Raw genomic sequence first — 19095 nt, forward strand, 5'->3', positions numbered from 1 at the left:
TTACTCGCGGTGATAGGGATGGTTTTGGGTGACCGACCAGGCGCGGTACAAACTTTCCGTCACGACTATCCGCACCAGCGGGTGGGGCAGGGTCAGTGGTGACAAAGACCACTTCTGGTCAGCCGCGGCAATGCACGCCGGCGCCAGGCCTTCAGGGCCACCAATCAGCAGACTGACATCGCGCCCGTCCATTTTCCAGGCGTCCAGTTGTTTTGCCAATGTCGGCGTATCCCAGGCCCGCCCGGTGACTTCCAGCGTGACAATGCGGTTACCCTTATCCACAGCCGACAGCATCTGCTCGCCCTCTTTATGCAATATACGGGGGATGTCGGCATTCTTGCCGCGCTTGCCGGGCGCAATTTCGGTAAAAGACACTGCCATGTCTGGCGGAAACCGCCGTAAAAACTCGTCTACCCCCTGCGTTACCCAGGCGGGCATTTTATTTCCAACGGCAACTATTTGAATACGCACTTAACTACTTCCTTACTGCAATTCACCATCCGCGGAAAGGCACACTCGCCAATACTCAGCATCTGAGTTTTGCTATCTTCACGCGCGCTAGCCGAAGCGTTTTCGGTTGCACTACGCGCAAGGCTTATGCCCAGAGCTTTTCCAGCTGGTAAAAGTCGCGGGTTTCATCCTGCATAACATGAACAATAATATCACCCAGGTCAACGAGAACCCATTCGCCGGAATCCTTGCCCTCAACATTAGAAGGGGGGTGGCCTGCCTGCTTTGCTTCTACCTGCACATTCTCGGCAATCGATATGACGTGACGCTTTGAATTCCCTGAACAGATGATCATGGTGTCGGTAATCGACGATTTCCCTTTTACATCCATCACCACCACGTCGCGCGCTTTCATATCATCAATTTTGTCGATCACAAACGTTTTGAATTGCTGACTATCCAAAAGTTCTCCTCACTTTACGTTGGCATACAGTTTATGTTGATTAATATAGCTGATGATTTCATCAGGCAGCCATTGTGCTACCTCAGGCATCATCGCGCCTGATTTTGCGGCCTCATTACGTATTGCCGTTGATGAGGCCTGATGCAGTTCGGTCTGTGCGATATAGAGCTGCCCCCATCTTGTGGTGCTGAGCATCGCGGGATCATGACAGCGGTGCTCTTCAATCCACAAATTAAGCTCAGCCGACCGACTGACGTTGAGATCCTGGCGACGCATGACAATTACATGGCACAGCGACAGAAGTGTGCGCCACTGATACCAGCTCTCAAGGGTATTCAGCGAGTCTTCGCCCATCACAAATAACAGCGGTGAACCCGGGTGCTGCCTGCGCAGCGCACGTAACGTTTTAACGCTGTAGGACGGGGCCGGCAGGTCCAGTTCAATCAGCTCGGGGTATAAGCCGGGGTTACTGTCACACAACAGACTGACCATGGCGACCCGGTGATGCTCACTGACACCGGCCGTGGTTTTATGCGGCGGCAGTTTACAGGGCATCAGGCCCAGCTGCGGTATTCCTAAGTGCTCAATAACCTGCAGTGCGCCCTGAATATGCCCCAGGTGCGGCGGGTTAAATGTGCCGCCTAACACAGCAATACTGGTGCTCACGTTACGCCTCCGCCACGGGCAGTGTATTGACGGGCATGCCCAGAAACAACATACACAAATGGCACAACTTGACATACGGGCGGGTGACCGCTTCCTGCTTAAACAGGTGATCAGCCTGTGACAGGGCCTCGCGGATCTCGCTTAAGCGCGCCTTATCCAGACGTTGCAGGGCACTCTCGTAAAAGCCCTGGCGGTTACGCCAGATCCCATGTCGCTGCCACTGAATGCTCCCCTGGCTTTCACGGGCAGTAACCAGGTTGGTGAGGGTTTGCCATTCACGGATCAGTGCCCAAATCACAATGTTTGGCTCAAGGCCTTCGCTTTCCAGCCGGTAGAGCATTTTGATACAGCGCTGCGCGTTGCCTTCCAGCATTACATCGACCAGCTGAAAGACGTTGTAGCGTGACTGATCGACAATTGCCCGTTCAAGCGCAGCGTCATCAACCTGCTGGCCGGGGTAGAGCAGGGCAAGTTTATCGATTTCCTGCCTGGCGGCCATCAGGTTACCTTCACAGAAGTCTGCGATAAGGCGCGCGCCCTGAGGACTCACTGCTACGCCGGCGACGTTCAGCTGATTGCCAATCCAGGCCATCAGTGGCTTGCCTTCCAGTGGGTAGCACAGGCTGTGAATGCCATGCTCATCAAGGGTCTTAAACCACTTGCTTTTTTGCACATCTTTGCCGATTTTGGGGCCATGTACCACCAGCAGCGTGTCTTCACCCAACAGCGGCGCGACCTGCTGCAGGGTTTTACTGCCTTCGCTACCCGGTTTACCGGTAGGCAGTTCAAGCTCGATGAGCTGACGCGCCGAAAACAGCGACAGACTTTGTGTTGCTTCAAGCAGGGTCTGCCAGCTAAATTCATTATCAGCCACCAGCACCGTACGCTCATCGAACCCTTGCTCTCTGGCGGCCGAGCGTAATGCTTCGATGATCTCAAATTTCTGCTGAGGCTCATCACCAAAAATCAGGTAGCAGGGTTTGAGACCTTTGCTGAGCGTGTCATTAAAACGGTTAGGATAAACCTGCATGATGTTACTGGCCTGTCCCTAGTCGGGCAGCCTGAGTCGAGAGCCGGCGAATGATTCGGTCAGCGGCTTCCTCACGCATTTCACTGAGCACCAGATCAAGCTCGCGCGACTTAGCCAGTACCTGGTCCGGATCGTCCTGATAGTCACGCAACACCTCGAAATACGAGGAAACCGGGTCAAAGCCCGGGAACGTCACCGTATAGTTAACACCATAGATGAGTTCATATTCTGCCACCTGACCGGAGGAGTATACTGACAGCAGGCGTCGTTCAAGTTGCTCCGGTGCCAGCGATATCACGAGCTGACGTTCCACAGGCGCCACATTTGTGCGAGTACCACCTTCCAGACCATAGATATCCAGCTGGTTAACCAGGGCCCGTTTAAGCGGTGCGTGCTGTCGGGCCGATACAATCAGGACATAGTCCAAATCATCAGGCAGCGCGGGCGCTCCGCGCAACGTAAAGCCGCAGCCAGCCAGCAGGCTCGCGGCGACCAGCATACTTATCCAGTACAAACGTCTCATTAACTGGCCACAATATTAACCAGTTTACCAGGTACCACGATCACCTTGCGGATCGTCTTACCGTCGATAAACTGCTGCACATTGGGCTGCGCTTTTGCAGCGGCTTCTAGTTCCGCTTTTTCTGCGTTAGCGGCAACGGTCATTTTGGCCCGCACTTTACCGTTGACCTGCACCACAATCAGCTTTTCATCTTCGATGAGTGCCTGTTTATCAGCCTGGGGCCAGCCAGCAAACTCAATGTCGCTGTCATGGCCAAGCTGTTGCCACAGGGTATGGCACATGTGCGGCGTAATGGGGTTAAGCAAGCGCACGATCGCCTCGACGCCCTCACGCATCAGCGCGATATCCTGGGCCGCTTCCTGAGGGGCTTTTTGCAGATGGTTAAGCAATTCCATCACTGCCGCAACGGCCGTATTAAACGTTTGACGGCGGCCAATATCGTCGCTGACCTTATCGATGGTTTTATGAATTTCTCTGCGTAGTGCCTGCTGGTCTTTATTCAGCGACTGCGTATCCAGCGCGGCGACAGGGCCTTTGTCTGCGTGCTCTGTGGCCAGCTTCCATACCCGGCGCAGGAAGCGGTTGGCACCTTCTACACCAGACTCGACCCATTCCAGCGTCTGTTCCGGTGGCGCGGCAAACATGGTAAACAGACGCACCGTATCGGCGCCGTACTGGTCAATAACCTGCTGCGGATCGATACCGTTGTTCTTAGACTTGGACATCTTGGTCATACCGCCGTGCTGAACCGGCGTACCGTCCTCGGTCAGCCACGCCTTTGTGATGCGTCCCTTGTCGTCTTTCTCAACGCTGACATCGGCCGGTGAAAACCAGGTTTTCTTGCCTGATTCATCTTCCCGGTAGAACGAATCTGCCAATACCATTCCCTGACACAACAGGCGTTTGAATGGCTCATCAGAATCAACCAGCCCTTCGTCGCGCAGCAGTTTGTGGAAAAAACGCGAATACAGCAGATGCAAAATGGCATGCTCGATACCGCCGACGTACTGATCCACCGGTAGCCAGTAGTTGGCCTGTTCCGGCGAGAGCATGGCGTCATTATTCTGAGCACAGGTATAACGCGCGTAGTACCATGATGATTCCATAAAGGTATCAAAGGTATCGGTTTCACGGGTGGCAGCCTGGCCCTGATAGTCGGTTTTTGCCCAGTCCGGGTCGGCTTTGATTGGCGAAGTCACGCCGTCCATCTGTACATCTTCAGGCAGTACCACGGGCAGTTTGTCGGCAGGGACCGGCACCGACTCACCGGATTCCAGATTCAGCATCGGGATAGGTGCGCCCCAGTAGCGCTGACGGCTGACGCCCCAGTCGCGCAGACGATAGTTTACGGTACGTTTACCCGCCCCTTTTTTCTCCAGCGCTTGTGCAATGGCGTCGAATGCGTCTTCAAATGCCAGCCCGTCAAAACTGTCGGAGTGAATCAGGCGGCCTTTTTCTGTGTAGGCGCCGGCGGTCAGATCACAGTCTTGCTCGGCATCTTCAGCAGGCGCGATAACCTGTCTGATGGTTAATCCATACTTAGTGGCAAACTCCCAGTCACGCTGATCGTGGCCCGGTACTGACATCACGGCCCCTGAGCCATAATCCATCAGTACAAAGTTAGCGGCCCATACCGGCACCAGTTCACCGGTGAGCGGGTGAACGGCCTGAAAACCCGTATCACAGCCTTTTTTCTCCATGGTGGCCAGCTCTGCTTCGACGGTTTTAGTGTTTTTGCACTCGTCAATAAACGCTGCCAGTTCCGGGTTATTTTTGGCGGCCTGTTCTGCCAGCGGGTGTTGGGCGGCAACCGCCACGTAGGTCACACCGTACAGGGTGTCAGGACGCGTGGTGTACACCGACAGGCTGGCTTGCTCGCCAGTACCCTGCGGCACATCAAAACGGATGTCCACCCCTTCGGAGCGACCAATCCAGTTGGCCTGCATGGCACGCACCTGTTCCGGCCAGTCGTCTAACTGGTCCAGGTCACGCAGCAGCTCTTCTGCATAATCAGTAATTTTGATAAACCACTGGGGAATTTCTTTTTGCTCAACCAGCGCACCAGAGCGCCAGCCGCGGCCATCGACCACCTGTTCATTGGCCAGTACGGTCTGATCAACCGGATCCCAGTTCACCGTGGCATTCTTCTTATACACCAGGCCTTTTTCGAACAAACGGGTAAAGAACCATTGTTCCCAGCGGTAATAGTCGGGTTTACAGGTCGCCACCTCGCGATCCCAGTCGTAGCCAAAGCCCAGTGATTTAAGCTGGGACTTCATATAATCGATGTTGGAATAGGTCCAGTTTGCCGGTGCGGTATTGTTGTTAATGGCGGCGTTTTCCGCCGGCAGGCCAAATGCATCCCAGCCCATTGGCTGCAGGACATTCTTGCCCTGCATACGCTGATAACGGCTTATTACGTCACCAATAGTGTAATTGCGGACATGCCCCATATGCAGTCTGCCACTGGGATAGGGAAACATGGAGAGGCAGAAAAATTTTTCTTTGCTGGGGTCGTCAGTAGCGCTGAAGGTCTGACTATCTTGCCAGTATTGCTGGACACGTTGTTCTATTTCTTTGGGATTGTACTGATGTTCTGCCATGAAACTAAGGCTTCCGCATTTTTTAAGTGGTGTCTCATACACTGAAAGCTGAGGGCGTTGTTGCTTTGCTTAAGAACGCACACCCGCGCATATCGGTCAGAGAACACAATGTGTGATAATTTCAGACCGCATAGAATACCTCAGCGCCACCGCCTGCCTCAATAGCAAGAGCGTTCAATTGCGAATTAAACTTAAGTCTTGGCATAACAGCGCGCTCGGTGAGGTACCTTGCCGGCATTCGATGCGTGTGATTGTCTGACATCGTGGCGGGTAATTGCCAGCCAGACCTAATGGTGGCCGTCGGTCGTTCTTCGACAGATTAGGGCGTTGCGGTATGCCCGGCGCTGACATAGTCGGCCAGGGCCTGTAGCTGCGACGCCTGCACCCGATCGACAACGGATGCCAGTTCTTCAAACCCGGATGGGCTTATGCCGTGCACGTTGTAGGTCAGTGTAATCTGGGTGGCATCTTCGTTTTGTGACGGCGTGATTGACCAGGTCAGCGCACCGCTTATGCCCATTTGCTGCAGCGGTCCCAGTCCGCCTTCCATGACCAGCCTGACAGGTGGTGCCACATGCGCAATCTGCATATGGCGGGCCTGCTTGTCACCGGCAATTTCACAAAAGCAGCCACCGGCCACAGGATCAATAGAAAAGGTTCCGCGCCACCAGCTGTGATCTTTAGGCCACCAGTTGTCCACGTTCTCTGTCAGTGCGGTATACACCTGCTGGGGCGTCGCCGCGGTGCTGCTGGTATTTTTAATCATAAAGCCATGATTTTCGACCTGAAGCACTTCTGCGGCAGCGGGCAGGCTGCAGAACAGGGCGACACTAATAAGCGTATTTTTCATTGAAAGGATCCTGTCGCATCAAACCTGATGCATATTGATATGCGTGTGTTGAGTGTATAGCGATGCCAGCCATCTGCCAAATTCTGGCGGTGCCTGTCCGGTCAGACGTGCATGATATATTCCCTGTTAACAAACATGTTTGACAGCCACACACTTTAGCGGTTCACTTACACCCTTATACAGGGACGGTCTCACAGGCTGTCGAATGTTTAATAAACCTGAGCAAAACAACAAGGATCAATCCGGGCGTGTCAACCATTGAGCAGTTACCTTATAAAGCGTTATCCGTAGCAGTCAACCGGCGGATCATCAATGCCGCATTAAAGGATACAGAGGCGCTTAACTCGACGTTTATTGGCCAGGAGCGCGCCCGCGAGGCCCTCACTTTTGGACTGGGCATTGATGCCCGGGGCTATAATCTGTATGTCATGGGTGAGGCGGCAACTGGGCGGTTTACGCTGGTCAAGGAGCATATTGAGCGTCAGGTGGCATCACTGCCGACACCGGACGACTGGTGTTATATCAACAATATCGAAGAAGAACGCGAGCCTGTGGCGCTGCGCTTTGAGCCCGGCGGGGGCCGCGCCTTTCAGCAAGATATGGCGTCGCTCATTGACGATGTGCTGGCGACATTTCCGATGGCCTTTGATAACCCTGGTTATCAGCGCAGACGGGCCGCTATCACCCGCGAATTCGAACAAAAATATCAGGATGCGATTGGCAAAGTTGAGACCTATGCCAATGCAAATGATATTGCCTTATTCGAAGACGACGGCAGGATCAGTTTTTCACCGATCGTGGAGGGAAAAACGCTGGAAGATAACCAGTTCAGTGAAATGACAGACGCCCAGCGCAGCGCATTTTATGAGCTGGTCGATGAACTTGAAAACCGGCTAAGCGAAAGCCTGCTCGGTCTGCCCGCCTGGCGTCGTGAAAATTCTGAGCGACTGCGGGAGTTAGATAAAGAAACGGCTGAGCAGGGCATTAAGCCGCTGATCAAAGCGCTGGAGCATAAATACACGGCCAACCTGGGGATTTTGAAATACCTTAAACAGCTGCGTCCGCACCTGATTGATTTGATCGTGACTTTTCTGAACGACGAGCGCAAAGAAGAAAAAACCGAAGAAGAGGATAGGCGGGATTACCTGGAGCAGGAATTTCTGCCAAACGTGCTGGTGGGCCACAAGCTCGACGATGGTGCACCGGTAATTTATGAGCCAAACCCGACTTACCAGAATCTGTTTGGCAAAATAGAATATTCCAGCGAACAGGGCAGCGTGTTTACCAGTTACCAGATGATCCGCCCGGGTGCCCTGCATAAAGCCAATGGGGGGTATTTATTGCTGGATGTAGATAAGATTATTGAACAGCCCTATGTGTGGGATACGCTGAAGCTGGCTATAAAATCAGGCCGGCTGCGTATGGATCTGCCGCAGCAGGATGTAGGCATGGTCAATGCAATTACCCTGAACCCGCAGCCAGTGGATCTGAAAATTAAAGTTGTCCTGCTCGGCTCGCGCGAACTGTATTACACGTTGCAGGAGTACGACGAAGAATTTGATGAGCTGTTCCGGGTGCTGGTCGATTTCGATACTGAAATTCCGGTTACCCGCCAGTCACTGTTCGATTTTGTGGGGCGGGTTCGTCACCACGTCGCTAAGTGCGGGCTTGCTGGTATTTCGTCTGCGGCGATGCGCCGGCTGGTTGAATACTCACTGCGCAACGCAGAACATCAGCAAAAGCTGTCTGCACACTTTGCCGATGTTATCGAGCTTATCAATGAAGCCCGGTATTTTTGCCGTAAAGCGGGCACTGACACCATTGAACTCAGTCACATTACCACTGCACTGAGTGCTAAAAAGCGCCGCACCGGCCGGGTCAGCCAGAGCCTGTTAAACGACATTAAGGAAGGGCATGTGCTGATCGCCACCGAAGGGGAGGCGGTTGGAAAGGTAAATGGACTGACCGTTCTGGAAGTGGGTGACACCGCGTTTGGCACCCCGGCCAGGATCACGGCAACGGTTTTTGCCGGCGCCAGTGGGGTGGTGGATATTGAACGGGAAGTCGAGCTGGGCCAGCCTATCCACTCAAAAGGGGTGATGCTGTTAACCGGTTATCTGGGCAACAAATATGCACAGCATTTTCCGCTGACCCTGTCTGCCAATATTGCGCTGGAACAGTCGTACGGTCATATCGATGGCGACAGTGCTTCGTTAGGCGAGCTGGTCGCGCTGATCTCCGCATTAACCGATATTCCGGCACTGCAGACGTTGGCTGTGACCGGCTCCATCAACCAGTATGGTGAAGTGCAGGCGGTGGGCGGTGTGAATGAAAAAATAGAAGGCTTTTTTGATCTTTGCCAGCACCGTGGCCTGACCGGAAATCAGGGCGTGGTCATCCCCAAATCCAATGAAATAAACCTGGTACTTGATCAGGCGGTGATTGAGGCCGTGAAAAAAGGCCAGTTTCACATTTACAGTGTGCAAACCGTCGACGATGCCCTGTCGCTGCTGATGCAAAAAGACGCAGGTGGCTTAAGTTCTAAAGGCCGTTATCCAAAAAATTCCATTAACTATCACGCCGTTAACCGGCTGTATAATATCGCGCTGATGGTCAACGGCGGGGACGGGGATTAATAGTTTTCCGCGCCGTTACCAGAAAAAGTATGTCTGCCTGCGACGTCCGGGAGGACGGTTTTTCGTGCGCCCGATAGCCAGACCGTCGTCCCCTCGAAGGCGGGAACTTCCAGCCCTATGATGTAATCAGTATCAGGCACGTTCCGGTAACTGAGCCGCAATCCACTCGTTAATATTGGCTTCTAGTACGTTAAGCGGAACCGACCCCGCTCCCAGCATGGTGTCGTGAAATGCGCGGATATCGAATTTGTCACCAAGCTCTGATTCCGCTTTTTCACGTAACTCGAGCATTTTTCGCTGACCAATTTTTACGCCAGCGCCTGACCTGGGTTGGTGATGTAACGATCGATTTCATTAATAATATCCTGCTCTGACTTGGCGGCATTGGCTTTGAAGTAGTCGATGGCCTCCTGGCGTGTCCAGCCCATGTAATGTATACCCGTATCGACAACCAAGCGCACCGAACGCCACATGTCATACGTTAACTGGCCAAAGCGTGAATAAGGATCGGTATACAAGCCCATGTCGTAGCCAAGTCGCTCACTGTACAACCCCCAGCCTTCAGTGAAGACGGTAAAATTCAAAAACCGTCGGAACATGGGTAAATCCCCAAGCTCCATTTGTAAATGATGCCCGGGCACTGCTTCATGCACACTCAGCACCTCCATTTCATATTTGGGCCGGGTCTCTGGTTAATACAGATTCACGTAATAATAACCCGGACGAAGGCCGTCTGCTTTGCACAGGAGGGACACTGATATCTATTGATGAGCGAAGGTTTGCAATCCGTATATTTCAGCCCCTGCGTGGCAGGCTTTTTTAGAAAAGGAGCGGACATTGGTCAGCGTTGATCGAATGAACTCAAACAATCACTATTAACGATGACGTGCAGATTATTTACTCTAGGAGAATTGGAAAGATATGCTCCTTGCTGAGTTTTTGATGCGAAGCGTTGCCGTATTTATCAATATAGCTGTTGAGCAATATAACTATAGAAACCTCAAAATCTGGTAAATATTGTACTAGAGCTGTATAACCAAAGTCTGTACTACCCCCTGCGTAATAGCTTAAAGTTCCCCATGAAGAAAAATGTCTAATGTTACCAAGAAACCATTGTGCGTTTGCTTTCTGAAGCATCAGGTTATCTTGGCTATCTGGGAATAGTTTTCCATCTAGAATAGCACTAAACCATATGCTTAAATCATTTGCTGAAGATACCATTCCCCCTTGCCCTACTAATGCCCATGTGAGTCCTTTTTCGAATGTAGTTTTGCCACTGTCCCTTCCTCCATAACCTTTGGCAACGATTGAATCACGAATATAATCATCGCCATAGAAGCCTGTATCATTAAGTTTTAACGGATTAAGTAGATTTTTGTAAACATAGGTTTGAAAGGAAGTTTGAGATACGTCTTCCACGATAGCGGCCAAAAGTGTATAAGCGGCATTAGAGTATGCAATGGTTTGATTCTGCTCCCCAAGTAGTCGAAGGGAAAAGATTTTATCAATGGCTTCATCTTTGCTCATCAGGTCAAAATCAGTTTCATTATGAAAATTATCAAGCCCTGAGCTATGAGAAAGTAAGCTTCTTATAGTTAACTTTTTTTTGTCGATAGGTGAATCTGGAAAAATATCAGCTATTGTAGTTTCAAGTTCTAGCTTACCTTCTGAAACTAGCTTTAATATTGCGGCAGCAGTAAATGTCTTTGATATTGAACCAATATCTGTCACGGCTTCAGATGTATTTTCTAACCTAGTAGTTTTATCTGAAAAACCATAGGAGTGACGGAATAACTCTTCCGTCCCAGATGTTATTATAATTGTTCCATCAAACCTTTCTTTTTCATGTAAGCGATGCAACTCATTTGATAGCTTACTGACCAGATCTTGACTAGATTTTGTGTCCGATGAGCTCTTTAATTTTTGTTCAGCCAAAACACCTGAACAGTTCATAAGGATGAACAGTGTAAAAAACGAACTGATTAAGTATTTTAGGCTCACTTACTTTCTTCTCCATAACCTGCGTTTAGGGATTAGCATATTATGAACTAGCGAATTAATAAAATTTTGATATGTAACAAGTTTTATCTATCATCATCCTAATGATACAAACGCAAATTCGAATTTGCCGCTCTGTGCTAATGCCCAATATTTTTTAAAGCTGTAAACGGCCGCTTCACGTTCAAAACTGCCGCACATGAGAGGACGAACCAACGGCAGATACGGGCACGAACACACCAGCCCCCGCTTGCGTTATGGGAGTGGGGTGGCTATATAAAAAAGCCCCTCACTGTCGCGAAGGGCTTTTAAGAGATCAGCGTATCACGCCAGGATTGACCGGGCGTGCACTCTTACTTAGGCGGCATCCGTAAGCCACCATCCAGGCGAATCGTCTCGCCGTTCAGATAGGCGTTTTCGCTGGTGCTGATAACCAGTTTGGCGAACTCGGCAGGGAACCCCAGTCGTTTGGGAAACTGAACGTTGGCACTTAGCGCATCCTGCACTTTGTCCGGCATGGCCAGCAGCATAGGTGTACCCATAACCCCAGGGGCAATGGTGTTTACGCGGATACCAAGCGGTGCCAGATCGCGGGCCATAGGCAGGGTAAGGCCGATGATGCCAGCTTTACTTGCAGCGTATGCCGTCTGGCCAATCTGACCTTCGTAACCGGCAACCGAGGCGGTATTGATAATCACACCCCGTTCGCCTTCCTCATTTACGGCGTCCTGCATTGCCATCTGTGCGGCGGCCAGGCGGCAGACGTTGTAGCTGCCAACAAGATTAATATCGATGGTCTTCTGAAAACCATCCAGATCCGCTGGCTGGCCCTCTTTATCTAACAGACGTTTAGCGGGCGCAATACCGGCGCAGTTCACCACCAGGCGAATGTCACCCAGCTCGCTGACCGCGGAGGCAATGGCATTGGTCACATCATCTTCTTTGCGCACATCAACCTGGTAAAAACGGGTACTTTCTTTACCCAGTTCTTCTACACGGGTCTGGCCCTGTTCATCATTAACATCCAGCAGCGCAACCTTCATGCCTGCGTCACGCAGGGCAATGGCCGTTGCATGCCCTAATCCGGAACAGCCGCCAGTAACGAGGGCTGTGGCTCCTGTTAATTGCATAGTCATTTCCTGTTGTTATTAACTGTCAGTTAACCCGATGTTAGCGCGTCGTGCTGACAAAAACTATGCTGACACCAGCGGCAAAAATTCTTATACCCTTATTTTGGCAACTGTATTTTACGGTCTTCACTTGGGCGGTACAGTACCAGCGTATGGCCGATAACCTGCAGCTTCTCTGCGTCAGTTTCACGGGCAATGGCATCCATGATCAGTGCTTTTTCTTCGCGGTCGTCTGAAGGCACCTTGACCTTGATGAGTTCGTGGTGCGCCAGGGCGTTATCAATTTCCGACACCACCCCTTCAGTCAGCCCGTTGGCACCTAATTGCACCACTGGCTTTAGTGGGTGGGCCAGGCCTTTTAAAAATTGCTTTTGCTTATTTGACAGTTTCATTTGGTAACTTCTTACAATCCATTTTTAAATTTAAACAGTTGGGACGAGAGGCACTTTTTACACGCAGCCAGCTTTGCGCCTGCCACAGTTTAGTGGGTCCACCCGGAGGATTTTCACGCCGTCCCTTGAAAACGCTTATTCTAACGCCATCTACCTAACAATCCCAAACCATAAGTGTCGGGATGACAAAAATTAAACACAAGGGCTGCACTTCACGCGGAAGCGTAAGGCAACGTAGCTGTCATCAGTTAAGCATGAAGTTAGTGAGTGGTGGCGCGTGTCGCACACTTTTACTGGCAGTGTGGCATCAAAGCGCCGTGTGATTGTGTTAATAAGCGGTTCTCGCTGCGCTATTGAACACAATTGGTGGGAACCACGTAGGTGTAGTAGTGTCTGAAGTAACACCAAAGTGGGATGGTGTCTTTGTGGGGTGTTGGGTTTGGTGCGTGTTTCTGTTTGAATTTGCGCTGAACGCGAACCTGGAGATGCCGACAGGTGAACAAGACTAACGGTGGCATGTCAGTGCGGGGGCTTCGCTGCGTTTTAAGCAGCAACAAGACCGCGTTTGGTAGCGTAAAAACGTGTAAACCGGCTTCGTTGCGGGCCTGTTTGAAGATAGTGGATTTGGTAGCTTGCGGGTATAAAGTGTAGTACCCTGAAATCAGCGAGTTTTCGTTCGGATAACAACTGTGAAGGCCGGTAAACGGCCACCGGTGTTATTCGGGTTTACAAGAGGTTAGTAGCATTGAGCGATATGGCAAAAAATTTAATCCTGTGGTTGGTTATTGCTGTGGTTCTGATGTCTGTGTTTCAGAGCTTTTCACCCAGCGAATCAACACGTGCACAGACGGACTACACAGCATTTCTTAAAGAAGCGAATCAAGGAAATATTCGCGAAGTTCGTATCGACAGTGAAGCGGGTGAAATCCGCGGCACACGTCGCTCTGGCGAGTCCTTCGTAACCTATATTCCCTATTATGACGATAAGCTGATTTCTGATCTTATAAAGAATGACGTACGCGTGTTGGGTAAACCACGCGAAGAACAGTCGTTACTGGCGTCTATCTTTATTTCCTGGTTCCCGATGTTGCTGCTCATTGCAGTGTGGATCTTCTTTATGCGCCAGATGCAGGGCGGCGGTGGCCGTGGTGCCATGTCGTTTGGCAAGAGTAAGGCGCGTCTGCTGGGTGAAGATCAGATCAAAACCACGTTTGCCGATGTGGCCGGTTGCGACGAGGCAAAAGAAGACGTGGCAGAGCTGGTCGACTTTTTGCGCGACCCGTCCAAGTTCCAGAAACTCGGTGGTAAGATCCCTAAAGGTGTGCTGATGGTAGGCCCGCCGGGAACCGGTAAAACATTGCTGGCAAAAGCCATTGCCGGTGAAGCCAAGGTTCCGTTTTTCACCATTTCCGGTTCTGACTTTGTAGAAATGTTCGTTGGTGTGGGTGCATCTCGGGTGCGCGACATGTTCGAACAAGCTAAAAAGTCAGCGCCCTGTATCATCTTTATTGATGAGATTGATGCCGTCGGTCGCCAGCGTGGTGCCGGCTTAGGTGGCGGACACGATGAACGTGAGCAAACCCTTAACCAGATGCTGGTAGAAATGGATGGCTTTGAAGGGCATGAAGGCATCATCGTTATTGCCGCAACTAACCGCCCGGATGTACTGGATCCGGCCCTGCTGCGCCCTGGTCGCTTTGACCGCCAGGTCATTGTCGGGCTGCCTGATATCCGAGGCCGTGAGCAAATTCTGAAAGTGCATGTACGTAAAGTACCGGTTGCCGACAATGTCGATCCTTCAGTGATTGCACGCGGTACACCTGGCTTCTCAGGTGCTGATCTGGCCAACCTGGTGAACGAAGCGGCGCTGTTCGCAGCCCGCGGTAATAAACGCCTGGTGTCGATGGAAGAATTCGATAAGGCCAAAGACAAAATCATGATGGGCTCTGAGCGTAAGTCGATGGTGATGACCGACGATGAAAAAGCCATGACAGCGTATCATGAAGCGGGTCACGCTATTGTTGGCCGGCTAGTGCCCGAGCACGATCCGGTTTACAAAGTCTCCATTATTCCGCGTGGCCGGGCGCTGGGTGTGACAATGTACCTGCCTGAACAGGACAGAGTCAGCCATTCCAAGCAGCATCTGGAAAGCATGATTTCCAGCCTGTTCGGTGGCCGTATTGCAGAACAAATCATCTACGGCGATGACAAGGTCACCACCGGTGCATCTAATGACATCGAGCGTGCGACTGAGATTGCCCGTAAGATGGTCACGCAGTGGGGCTTGTCGAATAAAATGGGGCCGATGCTGTATGCAGAGGACGAAGGCGAAGTATTCTTAGGTAAGTCGATGTCAAAAGCATCGCACATGTCTGACGATACGGCCCGTGCGATTGATGCAGAAATTAAAGCACTGATTGATTCAAATTATGAGCGTGCCAAGCAGATTCTGGAAGAAAACGAAGACATTCTGCACTCCATGAAAGACGCGCTGATGAAATATGAAACCATCGATGCGAAGCAAATCGATGATTTGATGAATCGTCGCGATGTGCGTCCACCGTCAGACTGGGATGATCGTTCGCCAGACGACGGTGACAAGCCAAGCGGTGGTAAACCTGCCCGTGAAGGTGAAATTACCGATGACGGTGTAGATAAGCCCTCGGTAGGAAAGCCGGGTGACATGCCGGGCTAAACATCGGCAAGAGTAAAAAAAAGCGCCGCTTGCGGCGCTTTTTTAATGTCTCAGCGTTGGGCCGGCGACGTGTCTCCGGCAGGATTTTGGCAAGCTGTTTTCAGGAGTCAGGATGCAGTTTAAAGATAAACAACTTTCGCTTTCCAGCCCCCGGGTTATGGGGATCCTCAATGTAACACCGGACTCGTTCTCCGACGGCGGTCAGCACAATGCACGCGACAGTGCCATTGACCGTGCGCACAGGATGGCAGAGCAGGGCGCTGACTTTATTGATATTGGGGGGGAGTCTACCCGTCCAGGTGCGGCTGATGTGGCGGAGCAGGAAGAACTGGACCGCGTGATCCCGGTGATTGAAGCCTTATCTGGACAGCTTGATGCTGTAATTTCTATCGACACCAGCAAAGCCGCGGTGATGAAAGAAGCCGTTAATGCCGGTGCCGCGCTCATCAATGACGTCCGAGCGTTGCAGGAACCCGATGCACTGGCCATGGCCAGCGAACTTAATGTACCTGTGTGTCTGATGCACATGCAGGGACAGCCGCGTAGTATGCAGCAGGCCCCGCATTACCGCGATGTGGTCAGGGAAGTGAACGATTTTTTACTCGCGCGGGTAAAAGCCTGTCACAATGCGGGGATCAAAGAGCAAAATATCATACTGGATCCGGGCTTCGGCTTTGGTAAAGCACTGAGCCACAATTATCAGTTACTCAGGCATTTACCGCAGGTCGCTGCACTGGGCTATCCACTGCTGGTTGGCATGTCCCGTAAGTCTATGATTGGTAATCTGTTATCGCGTGATGTTGAGAAGCGCTTGGCGGGAAGCGTGGCTGTCGCTACAATTGCTGCGCATCTGGGTGCAAACATAATCCGCGTACACGATGTTGAGGAAACGGCAGATGCCGTCAATATTGTGAAGTATATTAATGCATTAGAAGAATAAATAAGGACGTATTGGCACATGAGTGAACGCAAGTATTTTGGTACTGACGGTATTCGCGGCAAAGTAGGTGAAAGTGCAATTAATCCGGAATTTGTGATTAAACTTGGCTGGGCGGCCGGACGCGTGCTGGCAGGCCGTGGTACAAACAAAGTTTTGATTGGTAAAGATACCCGTATTTCCGGTTACATGCTTGAATCCTCGCTGGAAGCCGGGCTGTCCGCGGCCGGGATCAATATCGGCCTGTTAGGGCCCATGCCAACCCCGGCCATTGCGTATCTGACCAAAACCTTTCGTTCAGAAGCAGGTATTGTGATAAGTGCCTCGCATAACCCGTATTACGATAATGGCATTAAGTTCTTTTCAGCAGATGGCTTTAAACTGCCTGATGACATTGAGCTGGCTATCGAAGCCATGATGGACGAGCCCATGACCTGTGTTGAGTCAGACAAACTGGGTAAAGCCACCCGTATTGAAGATGCAGCAGGGCGCTATATCGAATTCTGCAAAGGCTGTTTCCCGACTGAACTCTCTCTGAAAGGACTGAAGATGGTGGTCGACTGTGCCCATGGCGCTACTTATCACATTGCTCCGAATGTGTTTGAAGAGCTGGGCGCAGAAGTGATAGAAATCGGCACCTCCCCCAATGGCCTGAATATCAATGATAAGGTGGGGGCGACTTCCATGCGTGCGACAGCAGAAAAAGTGCTGGAGACTGGTGCAGATCTTGGCATCGCGCTTGACGGCGATGGTGACCGTATCATGATGGTCGATCACAAAGGCAATGTGATTGACGGCGACCAGATCGTTTATATCATTGCCCGCGACGCATTGAAAAACGGCCGGATGCAGGGCGGTGTGGTCGGCACACTGATGAGCAATTTAGGTCTTGAAAACGGCCTGGCAAAGCTTGGCGTACCGTTTGAAAGAAGCAAGGTCGGCGATCGCTATGTGATGGAACTTCTGCAAAAAAATGGCTGGCACATTGGCGGCGAGAACTCCGGGCATGTTCTGAACCTGGCGGCAGCATCTACCGGGGATGGTATCGTGGCCGGACTTCAGGTGCTGATTGCGATGCTGCGCTCAGGTATGAGCTTAAATGAACTGGTCAGTGGTTATGAAGTGTATCCTCAGTCGCTGGTTAATGTGCGTTATACGGCCACGGCGGAAGATCCTACCCAGCACCAAGCCGTCGCCGCTGCGGTGCAGGAAGCTGAAAATACACTGGGTGACGAGGGCAGGGTGCTGCTGCGCAAAAGCGGTACTGAGCCGGTGATTCGGGTTATGGTAGAGTCAGAAGATGCTGACACATCAACACGTTGGGCTGAATTCATTGCGGATGCTGTACGTAAAGTCGCCAGTTAGGTGATTCCCCGCTGTTTTTTCAGTTTTGTGCTTGTATATTAGGGCGTATATCGTTAATATCACGCCCGCTTTAAGACAGGGTTGAGGTCAGTAAAGTGAATACAGATTCTAGAAAACCGCTGGTAGCGGGAAATTGGAAGATGAATGGTTCTCTCGCATTAGCGGAAGAATTCTGCACTGCCATGAAGGGCACCAGCATCGAAGCTGTCGATGTTGTATTATGTCCGCCTTACCCTTTTCTGACGTCCATGACTGACAGTGCCTTTGCACTGGGCGCGCAAAATGTGAGCGCACAGAAAAATGGTGCGCATACCGGCGAAGTGTCAGCAGACATGCTTAAGCAGTGTGGGTGCGAATACGTTATTGTCGGGCATTCAGAGCGGCGCCAGGATCAGGGCGAAAGCAGTGAAAGCGTTGCCGGAAAAGCACTGGCTGCGTTACGCGCAGGGCTAACGCCAGTTATCTGTGTAGGTGAGCCACTGGATGTGCGCGAAAAAGACGGGGTTAACCAGTACATTGCCGACCAACTGGCGCCGGTACTCGAAACCCTGAACAGCGAAGATTTGAAACAATGCGTACTGGCCTACGAACCCATATGGGCAATCGGCACAGGCAAAACAGCGTCACCGGAGCAGGCTCAGGCCGTTCATGCATTTATCCGGAAGCAAGTGTCTGAGAAAGGGGCAAAAGACGTACGGATTGTTTATGGCGGCAGTGTGAAGCCTGATAATGCGGCGACTCTGTTTGCACAGCAGGATATAGACGGCGGGCTAATTGGTGGCGCCAGTCTGAAAGTTGATGATTTTGTAGCGATTTGCCAAGCGGCAAACTGACGAGGTTTTTATGTTATACGAAGTGCTTCTGGTAGCGTACCTGATAGTCGCTTTGTTGTTGATTGGTTTTGTGCTGATCCAACAGGGTAAGGGCGCGGACATGGGTGCGTCATTCGGTGCCGGCGGCTCTAATACGGTCTTTGGTTCATCAGGCGCAGGTAACTTTATGACCAGAACAACCGGTATTCTGGCAACGCTATTTTTCCTGATCAGCCTGAGTCTGGGTAATCTGACCGCTAACCGTGAAAAAGCAGCGGATGAATGGGATAACCTGGAAGTACCTGTGAGTGAAAACAGCCAGCCAGCGACTGCACCAGCAACGCAACCGGCAAACCCTGATGTCCCGGTCTCCGGTGAACAGGGCAATAATGATACAGAGTCAGACGTACCTAATTAATAGAATTTTCGCGGAAGTGGTGGAATTGGTAGACACGCTATCTTGAGGGGGTAGTGAGCTATGCTCGTGCGGGTTCAAGTCCCGCTTTCCGCACCAATACACAACCCCGCAGCACGCAGTGCTGCGG

Annotated in this window: 16 protein-coding genes, 1 tRNA gene and 1 pseudogene; 7 read left to right on the top strand and 11 right to left on the bottom strand. The window is 51.5% G+C overall.

Annotated elements, in window-relative coordinates; all coding sequences use genetic code 11:
- The 7 genes from rlmH to IE054_RS03955 all read right to left on the bottom strand — a co-directional run bounded on the left by rlmH (position 1) and on the right by IE054_RS03955 (position 6585).
- Positions 1–471 carry a 23S rRNA (pseudouridine(1915)-N(3))-methyltransferase RlmH gene (gene rlmH / locus IE054_RS03925; protein ID WP_189403744.1) on the bottom strand — a complete coding sequence of 157 codons (471 nt, stop codon included), beginning with the start codon at positions 469–471 and terminating at the stop codon, positions 1–3.
- Between the two features lie 124 nt (positions 472–595).
- A complete protein-coding gene (gene rsfS, locus IE054_RS03930) occupies positions 596–913 on the bottom strand; it encodes a ribosome silencing factor (RefSeq protein ID WP_189403745.1) in 318 nt (105 codons plus the stop codon).
- Between the two features lie 9 nt (positions 914–922).
- A complete protein-coding gene (gene nadD, locus IE054_RS03935; RefSeq protein ID WP_189403746.1) occupies positions 923–1579 on the bottom strand; it encodes a nicotinate (nicotinamide) nucleotide adenylyltransferase in 657 nt (218 codons plus the stop codon).
- 1 nt (position 1580) lies between these two features.
- The gene (gene holA / locus IE054_RS03940; RefSeq protein ID WP_189403747.1) at positions 1581–2609 is read right to left on the bottom strand and encodes a DNA polymerase III subunit delta; all 1029 of its coding nucleotides are present in this window, start codon (positions 2607–2609) and stop codon (positions 1581–1583) included.
- 4 nt (positions 2610–2613) lie between these two features.
- On the bottom strand, positions 2614–3132 hold the full coding sequence (locus tag IE054_RS03945; RefSeq protein ID WP_189403748.1) for an LPS-assembly lipoprotein LptE: 519 nt from the start codon (positions 3130–3132) through the stop codon (positions 2614–2616).
- Positions 3132–5735, bottom strand: a complete 2604-nt coding sequence (leuS, locus tag IE054_RS03950) for a leucine--tRNA ligase (protein WP_189403749.1) — start codon at positions 5733–5735, stop codon at positions 3132–3134. Before leuS ends, IE054_RS03945 begins: the two co-directional genes overlap by 1 nt.
- Positions 5736–6054: 319 nt before the next feature.
- A complete protein-coding gene (locus IE054_RS03955; RefSeq protein WP_189403750.1) occupies positions 6055–6585 on the bottom strand; it encodes an SRPBCC family protein in 531 nt (176 codons plus the stop codon).
- Between the two features lie 248 nt (positions 6586–6833).
- Here IE054_RS03955 and IE054_RS03960 point away from each other — a divergent pair, with 248 nt between their 5' ends.
- A complete protein-coding gene (locus IE054_RS03960; RefSeq protein WP_189403751.1) occupies positions 6834–9221 on the top strand; it encodes a Lon protease family protein in 2388 nt (795 codons plus the stop codon).
- A 132-nt stretch (positions 9222–9353) separates the two neighbouring features.
- On the opposite strand, the pseudogene IE054_RS03965 reads toward IE054_RS03960, so the two are convergent.
- The 4 genes and pseudogenes from IE054_RS03965 to yhbY all read right to left on the bottom strand — a co-directional run.
- Positions 9354–9913, bottom strand: a pseudogene (locus tag IE054_RS03965) (DUF885 domain-containing protein); the annotation flags it as partial.
- A 205-nt stretch (positions 9914–10118) separates the two neighbouring features.
- Positions 10119–11222 (bottom strand): serine hydrolase domain-containing protein, encoded by a 1104-nt coding sequence (locus IE054_RS03970; RefSeq protein ID WP_189403752.1) that lies wholly within the window; start codon positions 11220–11222, stop codon positions 10119–10121.
- A 350-nt stretch (positions 11223–11572) separates the two neighbouring features.
- The gene (locus tag IE054_RS03975) at positions 11573–12349 is read right to left on the bottom strand and encodes an SDR family NAD(P)-dependent oxidoreductase (RefSeq protein WP_189403753.1); all 777 of its coding nucleotides are present in this window, start codon (positions 12347–12349) and stop codon (positions 11573–11575) included.
- Positions 12350–12447: 98 nt separating this feature from the next.
- Complete coding sequence (gene yhbY, locus IE054_RS03980) at positions 12448–12741, bottom strand: ribosome assembly RNA-binding protein YhbY (protein WP_189403754.1); 294 nt, start codon at positions 12739–12741, stop codon at positions 12448–12450.
- Positions 12742–13486: 745 nt separating this feature from the next.
- Here yhbY and ftsH point away from each other — a divergent pair.
- From ftsH to IE054_RS04010, 6 genes are all read left to right on the top strand, one after another.
- Positions 13487–15436, top strand: a complete 1950-nt coding sequence (ftsH, locus tag IE054_RS03985; RefSeq protein WP_189403755.1) for an ATP-dependent zinc metalloprotease FtsH — start codon at positions 13487–13489, stop codon at positions 15434–15436.
- Between the two features lie 112 nt (positions 15437–15548).
- The gene (gene folP, locus IE054_RS03990; RefSeq protein ID WP_189403756.1) at positions 15549–16376 is read left to right on the top strand and encodes a dihydropteroate synthase; all 828 of its coding nucleotides are present in this window, start codon (positions 15549–15551) and stop codon (positions 16374–16376) included.
- Positions 16377–16394: 18 nt separating this feature from the next.
- Positions 16395–17738, top strand: a complete 1344-nt coding sequence (glmM, locus tag IE054_RS03995; protein ID WP_189403757.1) for a phosphoglucosamine mutase — start codon at positions 16395–16397, stop codon at positions 17736–17738.
- Between the two features lie 95 nt (positions 17739–17833).
- A complete protein-coding gene (gene tpiA, locus IE054_RS04000; RefSeq protein WP_189403758.1) occupies positions 17834–18571 on the top strand; it encodes a triose-phosphate isomerase in 738 nt (245 codons plus the stop codon).
- Between the two features lie 10 nt (positions 18572–18581).
- Positions 18582–18968: a preprotein translocase subunit SecG gene (gene secG / locus IE054_RS04005; RefSeq protein WP_189403759.1), complete on the top strand. Its 387-nt coding sequence runs from the start codon at positions 18582–18584 to the stop codon at positions 18966–18968.
- 10 nt (positions 18969–18978) lie between these two features.
- Positions 18979–19064 (top strand) — tRNA-Leu (locus IE054_RS04010).
- Positions 19065–19095 lie beyond the last annotated feature (31 nt).

This window comes from Alteromonas halophila (genome assembly GCF_014651815.1).
GTDB classification, from domain to species: domain Bacteria; phylum Pseudomonadota; class Gammaproteobacteria; order Enterobacterales; family Alteromonadaceae; genus Alteromonas; species Alteromonas halophila.